This window comes from Paenibacillus helianthi, from assembly GCF_001909055.1.
In the GTDB taxonomy this organism is placed as follows: domain Bacteria; phylum Bacillota; class Bacilli; order Paenibacillales; family Paenibacillaceae; genus Paenibacillus_AQ; species Paenibacillus_AQ helianthi.
Window position 1 is genome coordinate 30,026 of sequence record NZ_LVWI01000036.1, and the last position, 17,807, is coordinate 47,832.

A 17,807-nucleotide genomic window follows, 5' to 3' on the forward strand; every position below is an offset into this window, starting at 1 on the left:
TTTCCTCCCTTATGTCAAAGCTATTTATTTCAAGTCAAACGAGTTTAATCGTTTAACCTAAAAGCAACATAAATTTGCATAACCAGATGTTCCCCCGGCCCATAGCAGCGGCGGGATCAGCAGAGCAATTTACAGGCAGGTACTGAACCGTCCGTCCCGCAGTCGGACTCTGGGCTGTAGTGTTCCTTGAGGAGCGCGGAATTCCAGCTTGTCTTCAAGCAGCAGAACTCTTGACGGATATGCCGCATAGCTTGTCACAATCCAGCCGTCCTCCTCTTCGGTAATGAACCCGTTGACGCAGCGCATCTGACCGCCGCTGTCCCGGTACAGGTAAGCCGTCGTCCCGAAGCCGAGCAGATAGGCGACCAGTTCCTCGCCCATATCCCAATCATCCCCGGACACACCGGAGAACAGCGAGGCGAACAGTGGATCGCTTGCACCCACGAACACCGATTGTCCGAACCGGTTCCGTGACAGCTCCGGCATATTCAGATTCGGCGCGGCCACGCTGTAGGTCGAAGCCGCTTCTCCCGGCTCCAGACGGCGCGGTGTGGAGCGCACGTTCCAGTCATAGCAGTTGAACACCGCCATCGTGGAGCGGTAAGCCGCTTCCAGATATTCAGGGTCACCCAAATGCTCATAAGCAACCAACGCCGATGCGGCCACAAGTCCGCCCCATAAGGAGTGGATCATGGGAGATAATGCTTCCCACCAGCGATCCGGATTCTGCAGCCGGTAATCATTACTGAATCCAATGTTGGCCAGAATAAGCTGTCCGTAACGCGCAGCTTCGCTTGTAATGCCAAGACGGCACAGGGTTTCACAGGTTGGGCCGAAGCCGGCGTTATCGTAGAAATGCTCCGTAACCGCCCCGCCGTATTGCTGCACGCCGATCTCCATGCTGCGGCCAAATCGCTCCCATAGCTTCAGCAGTCGCTCGTGCCATTCGAACAATCCCTCACCCTCTAGATCCTTAAGCAACTCCTGTATGTAGAGAATGAAAACGCCGTTCAGGCTTGACTCGTCCTTCTCCCGCTGGCCGGGATGGCAATCCGGGTCCAGCCGCATGCACATGACTTCGGCAGCCCACCCCAGGTATACCCGGGGCGGATTCAGCTTCAGCAGCCCGCCATCCATCCGCGACAGTAGATAGAAGACGTGGCCGATGTAGTCGAAGTCGTAGATGCGGTAGAAGTCTCCGTATAAAGGACGCGGCCTGGAAAAATCACCGTCTATGAACCAATGTGACTTCATATCCAGCACCGCAGCAGCCTCAGTCTTGGCTACCTGCTCCGGCACGGGAGTGGTCATGCTGTTGTTCATCAGCAGAAACGCCAGCTTGCCCAGCGATTCCCCCTGATTAGACAGCGGCCGGAAGGCATGGGGCCGTTCCGCCGCCTCTTCACCCTCATAGCTCCTCGCGGCCAGCCACTCCGCCCGCCTCTTGAGCAGGGTGCTGACCGGCTCCAGCACATTCCAGACCAGGACATCGCGGCGTCCATCCTCAAGCCTCAGCTCCAGCTTGTGCTCTCCCGGCTCGCTCCGGTGAAGAGACAATGTATACCCGCTGCCTCCGCCGTTCTGCCCGGCCCCGGTCAGCGGCTGCGCCTGCGCCGTAACATCCTCCTCGCGGATGACATCAGAGCCTCCCGGCGCACTGTATAGGCGCAGTTCGCGCAAAGCCTGACCATCCGGCAGGCTGAGCGAAGCCTGGAATACCCCGTCCCTCGGCAGCACAGGTGTATAGCTCCAGCGCGGATGCCCAAGGACTTCGCCCCGGAGGTAAAATTCGTCCATATCCTGAAACGGAAGAAAGACATATTCCCACAATTTCGATTGTTCTGGTTCAAGCTTCAATGTTTGGTAAGCGCTACCATAAATCCAATCAGCGGCTGCCGATTCACTCATGGAAGCCCCGTCCTCGACCAGTGACAACCGGTGGTAGAGCAGGCCGTCCAGCGAAGGCGAAATCTGCTCAAGAAAGCGGTTGCAATACCGGCAATAGGAACCTGTCGCCACCGTTCTGCCTTCCATGCTGTATACACCCAGATGTGGCCCTTCATTGCTGCGCCGGACAGCGGCGAATTTGGCGAAATCTCCGCCAAGATGAGTGAACACAGCGCAGGATTCCCGCATATTTCGCAGTACATTCTCGTCGCGGTACATTACATAAGCCAGCGAAAACCAGACATGCAGCCCGTTGATGCTGGCAGACTTGTCCGAAGGATTTGACAAATTGACCGCCCACCGCAACTGTTCGCCTTCCAAAGTATACACCAACGTGATCACAACAGAGGAGACAGTAAATTCTACAGTTGCATGGCATGGGCCCTCTTGTATAATCTTCGGAGTGAGGTCAGTGCTGCGCAAGTTTTTCCCGTTCAGCCGCATCGTCCATTCTCCGAACAGCTTATCATCGTCATCTTTATATCCGGCCTGCTGCAAATAGCCGGGGTCTATCACCCAATTCATCTTATGGGGATCGTTCTGCATAACGAGAGCCTCCATCGCTCCGCGCCCGCTAAGTTCGATTCTGTATTTCTCATTGCTCAGTATAGTCATCAGCCATCACCTCTTTCACATCCTGCCGCTAAGTTAAACGTTTAAATTAGCGGGAAAATAAGTGATGTGAAACATCACTCCTATTTCTGTTCCACATCACTGTGCCACTCCCACCGAATCGCGCTCGATCAAGCGGCATTCCGGCATAACGAGCGTCTGTACCTTGTTTCCGTTAATTAAATGATAGAGCGCTTCAATGGCCTGATATCCCATCTCATGCAGCGGCAATCCCATCGTTGTTATGCGCGGCCTCAGGTAATCACTGAATTCCCGGTCATCAAAGCCGATTACCGACAACTCTCCCGGAATACTGACTCCGCACTCATCCGCCGCCTGCAGTACACCGACAACCATCACATCGTTCATTGACAGGATAGCCGTTGGGGGCTCCGGCAGCGCAAGCAGTTCAGCTGTCAATCGATAACCGGATTCCCGTTCCCAATCCCCCATCTTGATCAGCAAAGGATCAAAGGGTAGCTCGAAATCGGTAACCGCTTTGTAGTAGCCTTTCAGCCGCTGTCTGGATGGAATGGAATCCATCAGACCACTGATAATCGCGATTCGGCTGTGTCCTTTACGGACCAGATACGACATCGCTTCATAGGAAGCCTGCTCATCATTATATTGGATTGATATATCGTTCTGTGTATAACCGTAAGTATATACAATGGGTATGCCTTCGGCATCGATAAGGCCTGTCAAATCACGGGTATGTACACCGATATAAATGATTCCATCCACTTGCTTGCTGAGCAGCTCGGACACGGCGTTGGCAGCATATTTGCGGTAAGCTTCCGTATCGCCGAAATTGCGGCCAATCCGCTTATCCAGTCGAAGGTTGACAAGCAATATATGCAGGTCGTGCCGGTCCCCGAAGTCATTGATACCATCGATAATATCGGGTGCATTAAATACGGTCACATCTTCTGCGATTACGCCAATCGTATTCGTCCGGTTCCGTTTGAGGCTCTTTGCAATATCGTTCGGTTTGTAGTTCAGCTCTTCTATGGCTTCTGTCACCCGTTTGTGCGTTTCAGGACGGACATTACGGGTGCCGTTAAGTACATAGGAGACGGTAGCAATTGAAACATTGGCCTTGAGAGCTATGTCTTTAATGCTGGTTTTCCTCATGGGATTCTCCTGTCTAAGCATCCGAACCAAAGTCCATTAGCCGTTTAAACGTTTAGATTTTGAAGTGACAAGTAAAACTTACCACATTATATTTCTTTCTGCAAGCACTTACATCGCAATTTCCTCAAAATTAATTACAGCCATATCCGCTCCTTTTCCAACATTCTGATTAAAATACAAAAGACCCACAAGAAGGTCACTTTTTTCAAAGTGTCTTTCTTGTGGGTCACAGTTAATCAGTGCAATCCTGTTTCTTCCTGCAGCTTCACTACAGCCACCCACGGACAGTATCGGTCAGCCTCCAGGATGCTAAATAGTCTACCTTATATTTATTTCCGGCGCTGCTTCATCATCCGGTTATACATTACCAGCGCGGCAATGATCATGCCGATCATGGCGACACTGCTTGCTGAATTAGCCGACATGCCGAACATGAGGCACACGCTGTTCACTAATGTTCTCGTAAGCAGCGCAACCAAGATCAGCATCAATGGACGCCAAATATTATACCCTCTCATCCCCTCAACACTCCCACTCTAGTAATCAAGCTATTAGTAGCTATTATAGCACAAGAAGGAATGCGCATACATTTTCACCCGGAGAGCACTGCCGGACGGCAACTGCTCCCTACTAATTCTTATCCATTCTTTCTTTTCAAACATTCCAGAAGCTCAACCTTCATACTCTGTATAGCATCTTCTTTGGGCATCCGCAACACACGGGTTAACCGGACCATATCTTTTTCAAAAAATTTCAATAACGCCAGTGTAGCTGATTCATCATTATCCTTCTGAAGACGTTCAAGCAACCCTAAGAATTCATCTTCCGACTTAATTCCTGAATCATTTTCTTCCTCCATTTGTTCACCGCCTGTTGAGATATATTCAATTGCCGGGCGACCTCAGCTTCTGTTTGATCTCCTAGATAGATTGCGCAAATGACCTTCTTTCCCACTTCTGACGTTAGTCCATCTAAATAGTGCTGCACCAATAACCTGTTATCAGCTTGTTCGGAAAATGAAGGAGTACGGGGCTCCGGGCTGGATGCGAGAGGGACTTCACGCTTAAAATCCCTCTTGGCACGATACTGCATACGCCAAGCAATCCGGTAGAGCTCATGACGATAGTATTCGATTGCACTCACTTTTAATGCCTCCCTTGTATTTCTATATACCTATAATGTAGGGAGTTATTAATTTCCATTCTACAACCAATATAGGAACTTATGTTCCTATTATTATATACATAAGGCAATCTTTTGTACATTGCTAGTCAAAATCCCAGTCCAATGAAGTACTGCGCCCGTCAGATTTTGACAGGAACGTGTGTTCGGTATATAATTTCCTGTATAGGAGGGATTCTGTGTGGATATGATGGAAAAACTTGAAATTTTAACGGCTTCGGCCAAATATGATGTGGCCTGCACCTCCAGTGGCTCCGATCGTAAAGGCCAGCCCGGTGGCATGGGTAATGCCGTCAGCATGGGCATCTGCCACAGCTTCGCAGCAGATGGCCGCTGCATTTCACTGCTTAAGGTGCTAATGACCAACGGGTGCGTATACGACTGCGCGTACTGTGTGAACCGTAAATCGAACGCCACACCCCGGGCAGCACTCTCGCCGGAGGAGCTCGCAGATCTGACCATGCAGTTCTACCGCCGTAATTACATAGAAGGCTTATTTCTCAGCTCCGGCATTATGCGGAGTCCCGATTATACAACCGAGCAAATGATTGCTGCTCTTGATCTGTTAAGGAACACCTACCAGTTCAGAGGATATATCCATGTAAAAGCCATTCCCGGCGCAGACGAGGTGCTGCTGTCCAGACTTGGTCTGCTGGCCGACCGCATGAGCGTCAATATCGAGCTTCCTTCTCAAGAAAGCCTGGGCCTGCTGGCTCCCGACAAGAGCAAGGCCTCCATTCTGAAGCCTATGTCCCTGATCAAAGAAAAGATTAACGAGAACCGCTCGGATCTCGTCAAATATAACCATGCTCCCCGCTTTGCTCCCGCCGGACAGAGCACCCAGATGATTATCGGAGCTACGCCCGATACCGATTTCCGTATTCTGACCCTCACCGAAGGGTTGTACCGGAAGTACGGGCTGAAACGCGTTTTTTTCTCTGCCTATACCCCGGTAGTGGAACATTCACTCCTGCCGGCTCTAGATACCAAACCGCCGCTGCTGCGGGAGCACCGCCTCTACCAGGCCGACTGGCTGCTGCGTTTCTACGGCTTTCAGGCCCATGAATTGCTGGATGAAGCGGTACCCAACTTCAATCCGCTGCTGGATCCGAAATGCAGCTGGGCGGTGAATCACCGGGAAGAGTTCCCGGTTGAAATCAACCGTGCCCCATATGAGCAGCTGCTGCGGGTGCCGGGGATCGGGGTAAGGAGTGCTCAGCGGATTGTTAAGGCACGACGGGCCGGAACCCTGGACTTTGCCGCCCTGAAGAAGCTTGGTGTGGTTCTTAAACGCGCACAATTTTTCATAACCTGTAAGGGAAAAATGCTGGAGGGGTTAAAGGTGGGCGAGCATACCCTGCTCCGCTCACTCATGTCCGGGCAGGAGCTTGGCAGGATCGAGCCGCCACAGTACGAGCAGCTTACTCTGTTCGACGACTTCTATCTGGCAGCCTTGCCGGCAGCGGGAGCGGCAGTCCCGACAGCAGGTTCGGCTGCGCTGAAGGGAGGCGAATGGCCCTGATGTTTAAGACAGCTGCTTTGGCCTATACCTACGACGGTAGCTTTGAAGGCCTGCTGTGCTGTGTGTTCGAGAGCTATCAATGGAAGGAAACCCCGCTTACCATACATTCAGACGAAGAAGAACAAGGCCTCCTGCTGGAATCGAAATGGATTGATACGGACACCAGCAGAGCTGAACGGGTACTGAAGTCAATCCCGCTACGCATCTGCACCGAGGCAGAGGAGTGGGTTCGTCTTGGATTCTGGTCATGCGCGCCGGACAAGGAGATGCTGCTGCTGAATTTTCTGTACCTGGGCTTCACTCATGGCCGCAAGGTAATGGACATGCTTGCCGATGATACGGTGAACGCCCTGCAGAAGGCGGTTCAGCAGCTCCAGCGGGAAGCTCACCTGTATCTGGGGTTTGTGCGTTTTTCCGTATACGGCCCGGTTATGGCGGCGGTCATTGAGCCCAAAGGCTTCGTGCTGCCCGTTATTCAGGATCATTTCTGTGACCGGTTCCACGGAGAGAGCTTCATGATCTACGACAAAACCCACCGCATGGCCCTTATCCACCAGCCTGGACAGCAAGCCATTATTCCCCTCGATGAATGGGTACCGCCTGCACCGGATGCAGCTGAGGAAGAATACCGCCGCCTCTGGCAAGGATTCTACAACGCTATCGGCATCCGTGAGCGCAAGAACGACCGCCTGCGCTCCTCGCTGATGCCCAAGCGGTACTGGAAGCACCTCACGGAGATGAATGGCGGCAGCACCGGCATGGCCGAGAGCAAACCGAAGCTTGATGAGGGCTCACCCCTATTGGAACATGCGAAGTCGAAATTCAAAAGCTGATTCTGAACAGCGGAGATCAATTTCATCTCCGCCTCCCCAGCTCGAAATTGAAGGTAGCCAGATTCTCCTTTTGATGCTCTATTGAACTCGCCCTGGGGATGGGAATCGCGTCAAGCTGGATATCGCAATATGATCTGTGTAGGTGTTTTACCATGTGCTGCAGCAATGCTTCCCATCTGTTCATTCTTCAGCATGACGCTTGCTTAATACAGCTCAGATCCATTCTGTTTATAGAGCGCGCAAAAGGGATGCCCCTTAGCCATTTTCATGACCTTCAGGACATCCCCTACAGTAGTACTTATGCTATTAGTTCAAAGCCTTCCATACCCAGTTCTCTACTTCCGGCAGATCAATACCTTCTTCACGGATATATTGGTTATGCTTCTTGACCATAGCATCCATTTCGTCCGCGATAGCCTGATATTTACCAGCATCCGGCAAGCTCAGTACAGCTTCCTTCGTCAGGTCGAACCGGTCCATCTGATTCAGTACGCGCATATCAAATGGGGTGGTAATGTCGCCGTTCTCCCGGTAGCCATGTACATGCAGGTTATGGTTGTGACGGTCGAAGAACAGATCTTTGATCAGACCTTCATAGCCATGGAATGCGAAAATGACCGGTTTGTCTTTTGTGAAAAATTGATCAAACTCAGCGTCAGATAAACCACGAGGGTCCAGCTTCTGGCTTCTCAGCTTCAACAGATCCACCACGTTGATATAGCGGATTTTCAGATCAGGCAATTTCTCATGCAGGATGGAGATAGCTGCCAAGCTCTCCATAGTAGGCTCTGTACCGGACGAAGCAATAACCACATCTGGCTCTCCACCCTTGTCCGTGCTTGCCCAGTCAATGATCTTGAGTCCTTTATCCACCAATTCCTGCGCTTCATCAGCCGAGAACCATTGCGGACGCGGATGTTTGGACGACACAATCAGGTTGATCTTCTGACGGTCATTCAAGATGGTGTCAAAAACAGCCAGCAAGGAGTTGGCATCAGCAGGCAGATACTCACGGATAAATTCCGGTTTCTTGTCGGCCAAGTGACCGAGCAATCCTGGGTCCTGGTGAGTGTAGCCATTATGGTCCTGCTGGAACACTGTTGAGGTTGCAATGACATTCAAGGACGGAATATCTGTCCGCCAGCTTTGATCTGTCGCTTTGCGCAACCATTTAAAGTGCTGGGTGATCATCGAGTCTACTACACGCAGGAAAGCTTCATAGCTTGCGAAGAATCCGTGACGTCCAGTTAATACGTATCCTTCCAGGAATCCTTCTGCCTGATGCTCGGACAATTGTGAGTCGATTACACGACCATATGGCGCCAGGAATTCATCTTGCGGTTCTTTGATGGAATCCATCCATTGGCGCTTGGTCACTTCGAATACAGGACCCAGGCGGTTCGACATGGTTTCATCCGGTCCAAAAATTCTGAAGTTGCGGTTCTCTTCATTCAGTGTAACCACTTCCTTCAGATATTTGCCCAATACGGCCATATCTTGTGCAATCACTTGACCCGGAACGGAATTATCCAGCGCATAGTTGCGGAAATTCGGCTTGTGCAGGTCTTTGATCAGTTTGCCGGCGTTAGTGACAGGGTTCATCCCCATACGTCTGTCGCCAGTAGGCAGGATTTCAGCGAGATCCGCATTCAAACGGCCATTCTCGTCGAACAATTCTTCAGGTCTATAGCTGTTCAGCCATTCAAGCAATGCCGGAGCGTGCTTCATGTTCTTTTGATCCACTGGAATTGGAACCTGGTGGGCACGGAAAGAGCCTTCGTTCGGCACTTTATCCCATTCTTTAGGACCAGTCCAGCCTTTAGGCGTACGGAACACAAGCATCGGCCATACAGGACGGGTGGTGTCATTGTTCTCACGTGCATTCTTTTGAATCGCTTCAATCTTCTCAATAATAGTATCCAGAACCTTCGCCATTTCCGGATGCATCAGATCTGGATTTTCACCTTCTACAAAGAACGGTTCCCAGCCCATACCTGCAAAATAATTGGTTAACTCCTCTTTGGACATACGGGACAGAATGGTCGGGTTGCTGATCTTGAAGCCGTTCAAATGTAGAATTGGCAGGACCGCACCATCTGTAATCGGATTGATGAACCGGTTGGAGAGCCAGGAAGCAGCCAGTGGTCCGGTTTCAGCCTCACCATCGCCTACAACCACTGCAGAGATCAGATCCGGGTAATCCAGAATGGCACCCACGCTGTGGGACAGGGAGTAACCAAGTTCTCCGCCTTCGTGAATCGATCCTGGAGTTTCCGGAGCCGCATGTGAAGCCACACCGCCAGGGAAAGAGAACTGTTTGAACAATTTTTTGAGACCAGGAATATCCTGTGTAATTTCCGGGTAGATCTCTGTGTAGCTTCCATCCAGATAAGAGTTGGATACCATAACCTGGCCGCCATGGCCTGGACCTTCAACATAGAACATATTCAAATCATATTTGGTAATGACACGGTTCAGATGCGCATAAATAAAGTTCTGGCCGGGGATCGTACCCCAGTGACCGATAGGCTTAACTTTGACATCCGCGTCTTTCAAAGGTTCTCTTAACAACGGATTATCCTTCAAATAGAGCTGTCCTACCGATATATAGTTGGTTGCACGCCAGTAGGCATCGAGCTTTGATAAGTACGTTTTAGATGAATAATCCACGGGTAAAGTTGACAATCCCATTTCAATCCACTCCCATTTCTTTTTTCTTTTTCCTGAACATAATCATTTCTACAATTACATCATACCGCCGCGTTTATAAAATTCAATCATTTTAACAATTGATACGGTCCAATTTTGTGAAATTTTGAACATAGTATGAATAACGGAGCAAATCACTTACAAAAAAATCTTTATTTTTATAAATATGTAACTATATGTATCATTGTATGCATGCCTGAAAACACAAAAAAGACCAGGGAATATTCCCCGGCCTGATCATAAGAAAGTTATTGTACAGATACGAACGTATTGAATTTCAGATATTTGTAGTGGAAACGCATATGCGAGAACTCGAAGGGAGTGCCATTATCCAGGAAGAAAATCCCCTCCATAATCCCTACTGGCTCATTCTCCTGGAGATGGAGCAGTTCTTGATCATTAGCGCCCGAAGGCTCAGCGAAAATAGACAAAAACGACTTGGTCACCGCCAGATTCCGCGACTCCTCCAGATAATGAAAGATCGATCCTTCGATAATCGTCTGGTCCAGATTCTGAACAATCTTGATCGGAATGTAGCCCGTCTCAATCATGAACGGCTCGTCATCGAATAAGCGCAGGCGCACGATTTTGTATACAAAATCATGGGGCTGCAGGAACAAATCCCGCTGCAGCTCTTCCGTAGGCCGGATCACCTCGAAATCCAGTACTTTCACCTTAGGCTTTTTGCCATGCATCTGAAAGTTGTCGGTGACCCCCAGATTGGAGCCCTCGTAATTAAAGATCGATTCATTTTTTATGTATAACGGGTTGATAAAGGTGCCTGAACCCCGTTTTTTGAAAATAATTCCCGAGTTCTCCATCTTCATCAGTGCGCGTTTGATGGAACTGCGGCTTACCTGGTAGGTTTCGCTAAGACTGCGCTCATCCGGTAGTCTCATATCGGCAAACTGTCCTGCAAAAATCTTCATTTTGAGGTCGTCAATAATTTGCTTATAGACAAATTGGGTCATGGGGTACTCCTTCTTCAGAACTGTAAAGAGCTAAATTTTCAATATTAAATATAACATAATTGTGAGAGGGATTATACAAAGTATTGTGGATAGGGGCAGGCAGCATATTTTGCAGCATAAATAAGATAAACCCGCTCAATGAGCGGGTTTCAAATGTGGATTCAGGGAGCCGGACCCCTCTTCTAAGAAAATGGCATATAGCATGTCTTGCTGGCCGAGTCCAAGGCTAAAAATCCATCCAGAAAAATTGAGACACTGCAAGTATAAGCCCAATTACATTTACGACGATGAAAAACCACTTTTTAGCCCTGCGGCTCGCGGAGTACCCCTCTACAAACAAAGTCCAAACCAAAATCCCGTTCAACACGACCATAATAATGAGAGCCAACCACCAATTCGCCGCCACTTGATCTCGTCCTCTCCTGACTTTACTTTCCAATTATCTTTTAAATTACTGAATGACCTCTTTTTTGTCAAGCCTTTTGCATAGCTATTCGATCATGCTTTTTGTACCGCCTGCTTATGCCTCGTCATCATGTCCTGCCGTCGCTCCGTGGTGCGCTCCCCTTCAATGACCCAAGCTATATATTGACTAATATCGTGGATGGGCATGTGTGTCTGCTTCAAGCGAAGCACCGTTTCAAGCAGCGCCATCTGCATTTCCGAGAATAACCGCCTGCCGGCAGCATCCCGCTCAATCAGCGGCAACAAGCCTTGCTTCTCATAATACCTTAACGTGGATTCCGGAATATGAAATGTGGCCGAAGCCTCACCAATCGAAACATACTTCATTTTTGATGGCCTCCAAATCTGATCTTTCCATGTCGACAGGATTAGCATACGACGTGAACCACACCCCACCTAAGAGGTGGGTGCTTCTTGGTCAATAGAGCTACTGCTCCAAGTTTACCCAAGCTTATAGACTAGTTCCTAGCCCAATCGTTGCCATATTATATGGCTAATTTCAGTATGTTTTTAGCTGCGTTTACATCTCTGTCATGTTGTGCACTACATTCAGGACAAGTCCATTCACGTACGGCAAGGTTTTTCACTTCTGCATTTTTGTAGCCGCAGCAGGAACATAGTTGGCTACTTGCAAAGTTATTGGGTGCTATCATCAAGGTTCTCCCGTACCACTTTGCCTTATATTCGAGCATCGCTCGAAACATGCTCCACGATACTTCGGAAATGGCTTTAGCTAATTTGTGATTCTGCATCATGTTCTTTACACGCAGGTCCTCCATCACGATCACTTGGTTATCGCGTATCATTTGGGTGGACGTTTTGTGCAGGAAATCCTTACGCTTATTCGCTATTTTTTCATGAAGCTTGGCGACCTTCAAGCGTGCTTTATTTCGGTTATGGCTTCCTTTTTTCTTTCTCGATAAGTCCTTTTGCAACTTGGCTAATCGTTGTTCCGAATGACGAAGATGTTTCGGATTTACGATCACTTCACCATCCGAAGTTATCGCGAAGTTTTTTAGTCCCAGATCCACGCCAATCTTCTTTTCTGTTTTCGGCAGAGGGACTCGTTCGGTTTCCACCAGTACGGAAGCAAAATATTTACCTGATGGCGTTTTGGATAGGGTGCAGGATTTGATTCGCCCGGTGAATGGACGATGTACTTTGATTCGGATTCTTGTCTTTAGTTTCGGAATTTTAATCGTTCCCTCTTCAATGGCTATCGTACCGTTCTGATTGTTCGTTGTGAAGCTATGGTTGTTCGTCTTCTTGCTTTTGAATGTAGGAAAACCCACGTTCTTATCCCGAAAAAAATGCGTATAGGCTTTCTCCAGGTTGAGCTGGACGTTTGCTAATGCCAGGCTGTCCACTTCTTTCAGCCACGGGAATTCTTTCTTGTACCTGGCAGGTGTATTACGGAGCATTTTCTCCGTTTGTTTATAGTGTTCGATCTTATCCGCAAGCATTTTGTTGTAGATAAAACGGACACATCCGAACACCTTGGCTAGATATTGTTGTTGCTCACGGTTAGGATAGATCCGGTACTTATACGCTTTACGTACGAACATGCCACACGACTCCTTTCCAGGAATTTACGAATTTATTATAGCACAAACGTTCGCATGTATGGATGTTCATTTCCTTTGAATGAGAAAGACCGTTGACATTCATCCCACCACTTTAGAAGTGGGGGAATTCTGACAACTTATTGTTAAAGCATGGTTTAAGTCATTGGGAAATAAATTTCCGGTTTATCGGACTTATCGTGAAATGTATCTGGGAGTTAACATCAGTGAGCTAGAATCAGCCTGATTGCACAATAGCAGCATCCAGCAACTCCCTGATCTTCTGCTCCTCCGCGCTTTCGTTGGTTTTGAATCTTTTCAGTATCAATCCGTATTTTGTGAAAATATCATTTTTCATTCTATCCCGTTCTTTCTGTTCCGGCTTATTCTCATGGAACTGAAACCCGTCCACCTCAATGGCAAGCGCCGCTGTTTTATCCAGCTTATGATAGATCACAAAATCTACTGAAGCATTATTCTGGAGATATCTCCGCTCATGGTTCTCTAACCTGTCTGTATTCACAAACAGATTCTTAAGCACGACCTGATTGCCGAGCGTAAATCCGCTATAAGCCGGTTCCTGCAAAAGCTCCGTAAGCAAGGCTTGCATAATATTCTCCGATTTGTATTTAGATACGTTAAATCCTTTAACCCTTTCTCTAAATGCATGAAGCTTATCTGAGTACTCCTTGTACAGCAAATCAAATATAGACACAACCTCACTCTCTACAAGGTTGTCATCCAGTGTGCTGTACTCCATGTAACGCACGAGGTCGCCAATTTCATTGCCGTATTTGCGAAATAAGGCATGATCCGTTACCAGAATGAACTTTTTCTGCGCCCGGGAGACGGCGACATTAACTTTGCAGGGATCATTCACAAATTTCATGCCCATTTTGCCGGAGCGGGTCTGATCCAGCACTGTAGACATAATCATAATCGGCTTCTCCCGGCCCTGATATTTATGTATGGTGTCGCTCTCGATATCGTCGGTGAACTGTCCTGCTGCTTTCTCCACCTGCTTGCGGTAAGGCGTGACAAAGCCAATATCCGATTGACCAGCCGCCACTTCTTCCCAGCCCGCAAGAATCTCCCCTTCAATGACATCGAGTTCCCGCTGATTGAACTTGCCCTTCTTTTCTCCTCGGGTCACTTCCCGCAAATGATTGCCCGGCGCAGTCCTGTAAATCAGCAGTGGAACATCCGTGTCCTCTTCAGCCGTAAAAGTGATTAGATCACCGTCATAATATTTCTGATTGCAGAACTGAATGATTTGGGGATGGCAACGGTAGTGCTCTTTTAGCATTACCTTGGGAATATCGTCACCGTATAGGGCGAGCATGGACGACAGCAGATTATGCTGAAAATAATTATAAGCTTCGTCGATGCCAGCGGATGCAGCATTCCCAACCGCCTGCTCAATCTCCATACTCACAATTTGCGGCAGCTGCTTGGTGTCCCCAACAATGATCGCCCGCTTGCAGCAGGATAGCGCAAGTGCACCTGTCACCAGATCCACTTGGGAAGACTCATCAATAATGACATAGTCAAGCAGATCATTGGCAGGGACACAGTTGCGCAAAGAATGCGTCGTGCTCAGTACAATCGGATAATACTCGATGAACGACTTGAAGTTTTTGCTCTGCCGATAATCTTTTGAAGTACATTCCACACGGGGAAGGTCACGATACTTCTCATGCAACCTATGCCGGAAAAGCTGCGCCGAACACTGCTGGTGCTCCTCCAGTAAAGGCTGATAAGATTGGGTTTTTAATTCTTTTTCAATCTGATCAATATGTCCCGATAGCTCTTCAATCCGCAGAACATAGAACTTCCGCTGAACATTCAGAATCACATCTGCCCCCTGTTCCTTCAAGTACTTAAGTTCGGTGAACCCATGTTTGACAAAAAGCTTGAACTTGTACAAGAGGCCATTCTCTTTTTCCTTCCTTACCGCAAGGTGGCTGTCCTTCATGAACTCAAGCATCCGCTCCGGCGTCTCACGATAGAATGACAGCTTCTCCAAAGGCTCAATATCCTGCTTGGCGTAATAGTTCTCAAAATGCTTTTGCTCCAGCACATATGCCGATAGCTGTTGCTTTAAACGTGCCTTCTCCACATCCAGCTCCATCAGCCGGGTAATGCGGCTATCCAGCTCCTGTACCTTGGACAGCAGCTCCGCTTCAGGCAGTTCACTCTCCCATCCAGAGACATCAGCAACAGGCAGGTTCGCAAAAAAGCTTTCCTTATTCTCTTTATTCCCAAGCGCCGCCACCAAAAAGGGGTAGCCCTCCGCCTCCAGCTTGTCGCGCACATTCTGCACCGCCGCATTGTTACCTGACACCACAGCCACCTTCTTCTGCTGCATCACAGCCAGGTTCGCTAATATATTGAGAATGGTCTGGGTTTTGCCTGTTCCCGGCGGCCCCTCAATGATACTGATCTTACTGCGCAAAGCTTGATCCAGAGCCGTCTTCTGGCTTAGGTTATACCTGAACGGGAAGATCGGTTGCGATTGGGCAGAAAAATCCGCACTCACCGGGGACCCATTCACATAGTGGCTTAATACACTCTCCGGGTGTACAAAGCTGAGCTTGGCGAACTCCCGCTTCAGAAAAGCCTCCATCTCCGGCTGCTCTTCTCCACTCTTGATGTGCCTGGAAATAGCACACCAATAATCCATGACCTTCAGCGCATCAGAGCTCTTCACGCCGCTACTATCGATTCGTACATGCTCAGCTTCATACACCCGATTCGTTCCATCCCTAAAAAACACACGAATCCGAGGCCCGAAATCCAGCACTCGTATAACATTGGTTAGAGGGTTATTCCGATGGAATACCACTTGCTCCTGGGTGATTGCTGTGATAACAGGCTTGTTGAGGATGATTACATCACTTGCATAATAATGATAGGGATTAGAAGAACTACGGTACGTCACCTGTATATATGCACCCAACTGTTCATATGCTGCGATTTCCGAGGTGCGGTCTTTATTTTTAACAACAATCAGATATCTTTCTTCGTCCATGTTTATTCCTTCTGCGTACAAGTATTTGAAATTAATAGGTAGGGAATTCGATGGATTGTAAGGATATTCCTGCATTGGGGGGTAGAGGCGTTCGGGGGGAAAGACGAAAAAGACACCTTGATTGGTGTCTTGAGGGAAGGTTATGTAAGAAAGCTATCTCGGAAACCTTAAAGATCTGGGCTTCGCTACTCTTAGTCATCGGCTAGAACTTCTATCATCATCGCCGCCCCGGTCTTGAAACCACAAATAAACGCAGCCGTCATCTCCATTCCCTGGGCCTGAGAATACAGCTCCAATAAAGACTCCAGTTCCTCAAACTCCCCTGCGGACAGCTTCTGCTTCCAAGCTTCCAGAGACTCGGTGATCTGCCTGTTGATAGGGCGATAATTGGGGTCTTTGGAGATAATGTCCTCGTTAGGGAATAAGCTGCCGTGGTATAGGGATTCGAGAATGCTTGGCATGTGGGCCTCCTTTTGGGGTACTTATTCAGTTTCATGTATCCTATATTATTTAAGTTAAAGGCGCGAGCCACATAGGGTATAGCCCCATATCTAAACAGCTACCCTAATTGTTTGAGAATAATAAATCAACTCCGGTACGTATATACGTACCAACTATGAAATCATTATACGGTACGCTTATGCGTATAGTCAAGGTGAAAACACAGAACAAGTGAGGGGATTTTTAGTGGAGAAGAGAGTTGTAGTTAAAATATCTGAATTGACCAGCAAGCATAAGATCTCTCTGCGGGAATTATCCAGATTATCCGATGTCCGACATGCCGCTTTAAGTGAGTTGGCCAACGGGAAACGTGAAAGTATTAGCTTTAGTCATATCGTTAAAATTGCAGAAGCTTTAAATATTGAGGATATACGTGAGATTATTGATTTGATTGATGTTACGGAAAAAGATTAAGGCGTTGGGGATATCGTGGTTGTTTGTATATACGACAAAAGATGCCCCTTAAGGCATCTCCTACTAGATACATTTAGCAAATTCCCGTTTTCAATTCCATTGCTCCGACATCAATTACAGCCCCTGCTAGTTTCAAGAAGTTAAAACCTAAGATACCGTCTATCTCCATCCCATAATCCATATTTCCGATTTCAACTTGAAAATCTTTATGTGTCGATTCTCCAACCGTAATAGAGTCCAGGTATTTGGTGTATACATACTCCACACCGCCCACACCCCGTATAATATCAACCTCATCGTTTCCTTCGGGGATCATGCCAATTTCTTGTACGACATCCGCGTTCAGAAGCGTGCTGGCAGAACCTGTGTCAAGCAGAACCTTCTCCAGCTTTATTTCTTTTCCTCTATACACGACAATCATGCTAACGAACGGAAGCCCATAACTTTCTCCAATATTCATCTTGGCCCTCGGATTCCAACATAACGCTCTCTCGCCACAACTTCTGGACGGGAAGTATGGAAAAAACAATACTCGCGATGTGGATCTTCTTGATGCAGCTCACTATACCGCTTCAATGCTTTGGTCGAATCTTCATAGGAGTCAATAACAGCCATCTCTTCAATGAAACGTTGACCTTCCTTAGAGTAGGCCTTGGTTGCCTCAAGAACCACCCACTCGTTGGGGAAACGCTCTTGAACCTCACCCCATCGCATCTTGGACACCTCCGTTTTTATAATTATTATCAGTATATCATATCGAAATGTACATCCTAAACCATCGCAAGCCCCCTACCGGATCTTTGCAGCTTTTTATAAAATGGTACCCTTCCAAGCCTAATTCGAGCCATATAGGGCATCTGACTAGACCAGGCTAAAGTCCCTGAATATATTGTTATTATTTATCCGATTCGAGGGCTTTTACTA

The 17,807-nt window shown here is 48.1% G+C and carries 15 protein-coding genes; 3 read left to right on the forward strand and 12 right to left on the reverse strand.

The features are described 5' to 3' along the window. Window positions 1–129 precede the first annotated feature (129 nt). The 4 genes from A3844_RS11345 to A3844_RS11360 form a co-directional block, all read right to left on the reverse strand. On the reverse strand, window positions 130–2,562 hold the full coding sequence (locus tag A3844_RS11345; RefSeq protein WP_074107461.1) for a hypothetical protein: 2,433 nt from the start codon (window positions 2,560–2,562) through the stop codon (window positions 130–132). 96 nt (window positions 2,563–2,658) lie between these two features. Then, entirely contained in the window at window positions 2,659–3,693 is a 1,035-nt protein-coding gene (locus A3844_RS11350; RefSeq protein WP_074107462.1) for a LacI family DNA-binding transcriptional regulator, read from the reverse strand. A 329-nt stretch (window positions 3,694–4,022) separates the two neighbouring features. Then, window positions 4,023–4,211, reverse strand: a complete 189-nt coding sequence (locus tag A3844_RS11355; RefSeq protein ID WP_074088769.1) for a hypothetical protein — start codon at window positions 4,209–4,211, stop codon at window positions 4,023–4,025. Between the two features lie 119 nt (window positions 4,212–4,330). Then, window positions 4,331–4,552 (reverse strand): hypothetical protein, encoded by a 222-nt coding sequence (locus tag A3844_RS11360; protein WP_074088768.1) that lies wholly within the window; start codon window positions 4,550–4,552, stop codon window positions 4,331–4,333. Between the two features lie 510 nt (window positions 4,553–5,062). Between A3844_RS11360 and A3844_RS11370 the strand changes: the two genes are divergently transcribed. Beyond that, window positions 5,063–6,397, forward strand: a complete 1,335-nt coding sequence (locus tag A3844_RS11370) for a putative DNA modification/repair radical SAM protein (protein WP_244169754.1) — start codon at window positions 5,063–5,065, stop codon at window positions 6,395–6,397. Continuing rightward, window positions 6,397–7,230: a TIGR03915 family putative DNA repair protein gene (locus A3844_RS11375; protein ID WP_074107464.1), complete on the forward strand. Its 834-nt coding sequence runs from the start codon at window positions 6,397–6,399 to the stop codon at window positions 7,228–7,230. Before A3844_RS11370 ends, A3844_RS11375 begins: the two co-directional genes overlap by 1 nt. 306 nt (window positions 7,231–7,536) lie before the next feature. Here the strand turns inward: A3844_RS11375 and A3844_RS11380 are convergent, their stop codons facing one another. The 6 genes from A3844_RS11380 to A3844_RS11410 all read right to left on the reverse strand — a co-directional run bounded on the left by A3844_RS11380 (window position 7,537) and on the right by A3844_RS11410 (window position 16,429). Next, window positions 7,537–9,921 (reverse strand): phosphoketolase family protein, encoded by a 2,385-nt coding sequence (locus tag A3844_RS11380; RefSeq protein ID WP_074088764.1) that lies wholly within the window; start codon window positions 9,919–9,921, stop codon window positions 7,537–7,539. Between the two features lie 266 nt (window positions 9,922–10,187). After that, window positions 10,188–10,910 carry a GntR family transcriptional regulator gene (locus A3844_RS11385; protein ID WP_074088763.1) on the reverse strand — a complete coding sequence of 241 codons (723 nt, stop codon included), beginning with the start codon at window positions 10,908–10,910 and terminating at the stop codon, window positions 10,188–10,190. Window positions 10,911–11,408: 498 nt separating this feature from the next. After that, on the reverse strand, window positions 11,409–11,702 hold the full coding sequence (locus A3844_RS11395) for a MerR family transcriptional regulator (protein WP_074107465.1): 294 nt from the start codon (window positions 11,700–11,702) through the stop codon (window positions 11,409–11,411). Between the two features lie 158 nt (window positions 11,703–11,860). Beyond that, entirely contained in the window at window positions 11,861–12,940 is a 1,080-nt protein-coding gene (gene tnpB, locus A3844_RS11400) for an IS200/IS605 family element RNA-guided endonuclease TnpB (protein WP_074107466.1), read from the reverse strand. A gap of 235 nt (window positions 12,941–13,175) precedes the next feature. After that, window positions 13,176–15,968 carry an AAA domain-containing protein gene (locus A3844_RS11405; protein ID WP_074107467.1) on the reverse strand — a complete coding sequence of 931 codons (2,793 nt, stop codon included), beginning with the start codon at window positions 15,966–15,968 and terminating at the stop codon, window positions 13,176–13,178. Window positions 15,969–16,159: 191 nt separating this feature from the next. Beyond that, a complete protein-coding gene (locus A3844_RS11410; RefSeq protein ID WP_074107468.1) occupies window positions 16,160–16,429 on the reverse strand; it encodes a DUF6809 family protein in 270 nt (89 codons plus the stop codon). A gap of 226 nt (window positions 16,430–16,655) precedes the next feature. On the opposite strand from A3844_RS11410, the gene A3844_RS11415 reads away from it, so the two are divergent. Continuing rightward, window positions 16,656–16,883, forward strand: a complete 228-nt coding sequence (locus A3844_RS11415; protein WP_074107469.1) for a helix-turn-helix domain-containing protein — start codon at window positions 16,656–16,658, stop codon at window positions 16,881–16,883. A gap of 73 nt (window positions 16,884–16,956) precedes the next feature. Here A3844_RS11415 and A3844_RS11420 read toward each other — a convergent pair whose 3' ends face one another. Both A3844_RS11420 and A3844_RS11425 read right to left on the reverse strand, forming a co-directional pair. Continuing rightward, a complete protein-coding gene (locus A3844_RS11420) occupies window positions 16,957–17,343 on the reverse strand; it encodes a retropepsin-like aspartic protease (protein ID WP_074107470.1) in 387 nt (128 codons plus the stop codon). Continuing rightward, window positions 17,340–17,597, reverse strand: coding sequence for a hypothetical protein (locus A3844_RS11425; protein WP_074107471.1), 258 nt, complete (start codon window positions 17,595–17,597; stop codon window positions 17,340–17,342). Before A3844_RS11425 ends, A3844_RS11420 begins: the two co-directional genes overlap by 4 nt. Window positions 17,598–17,807 lie beyond the last annotated feature (210 nt).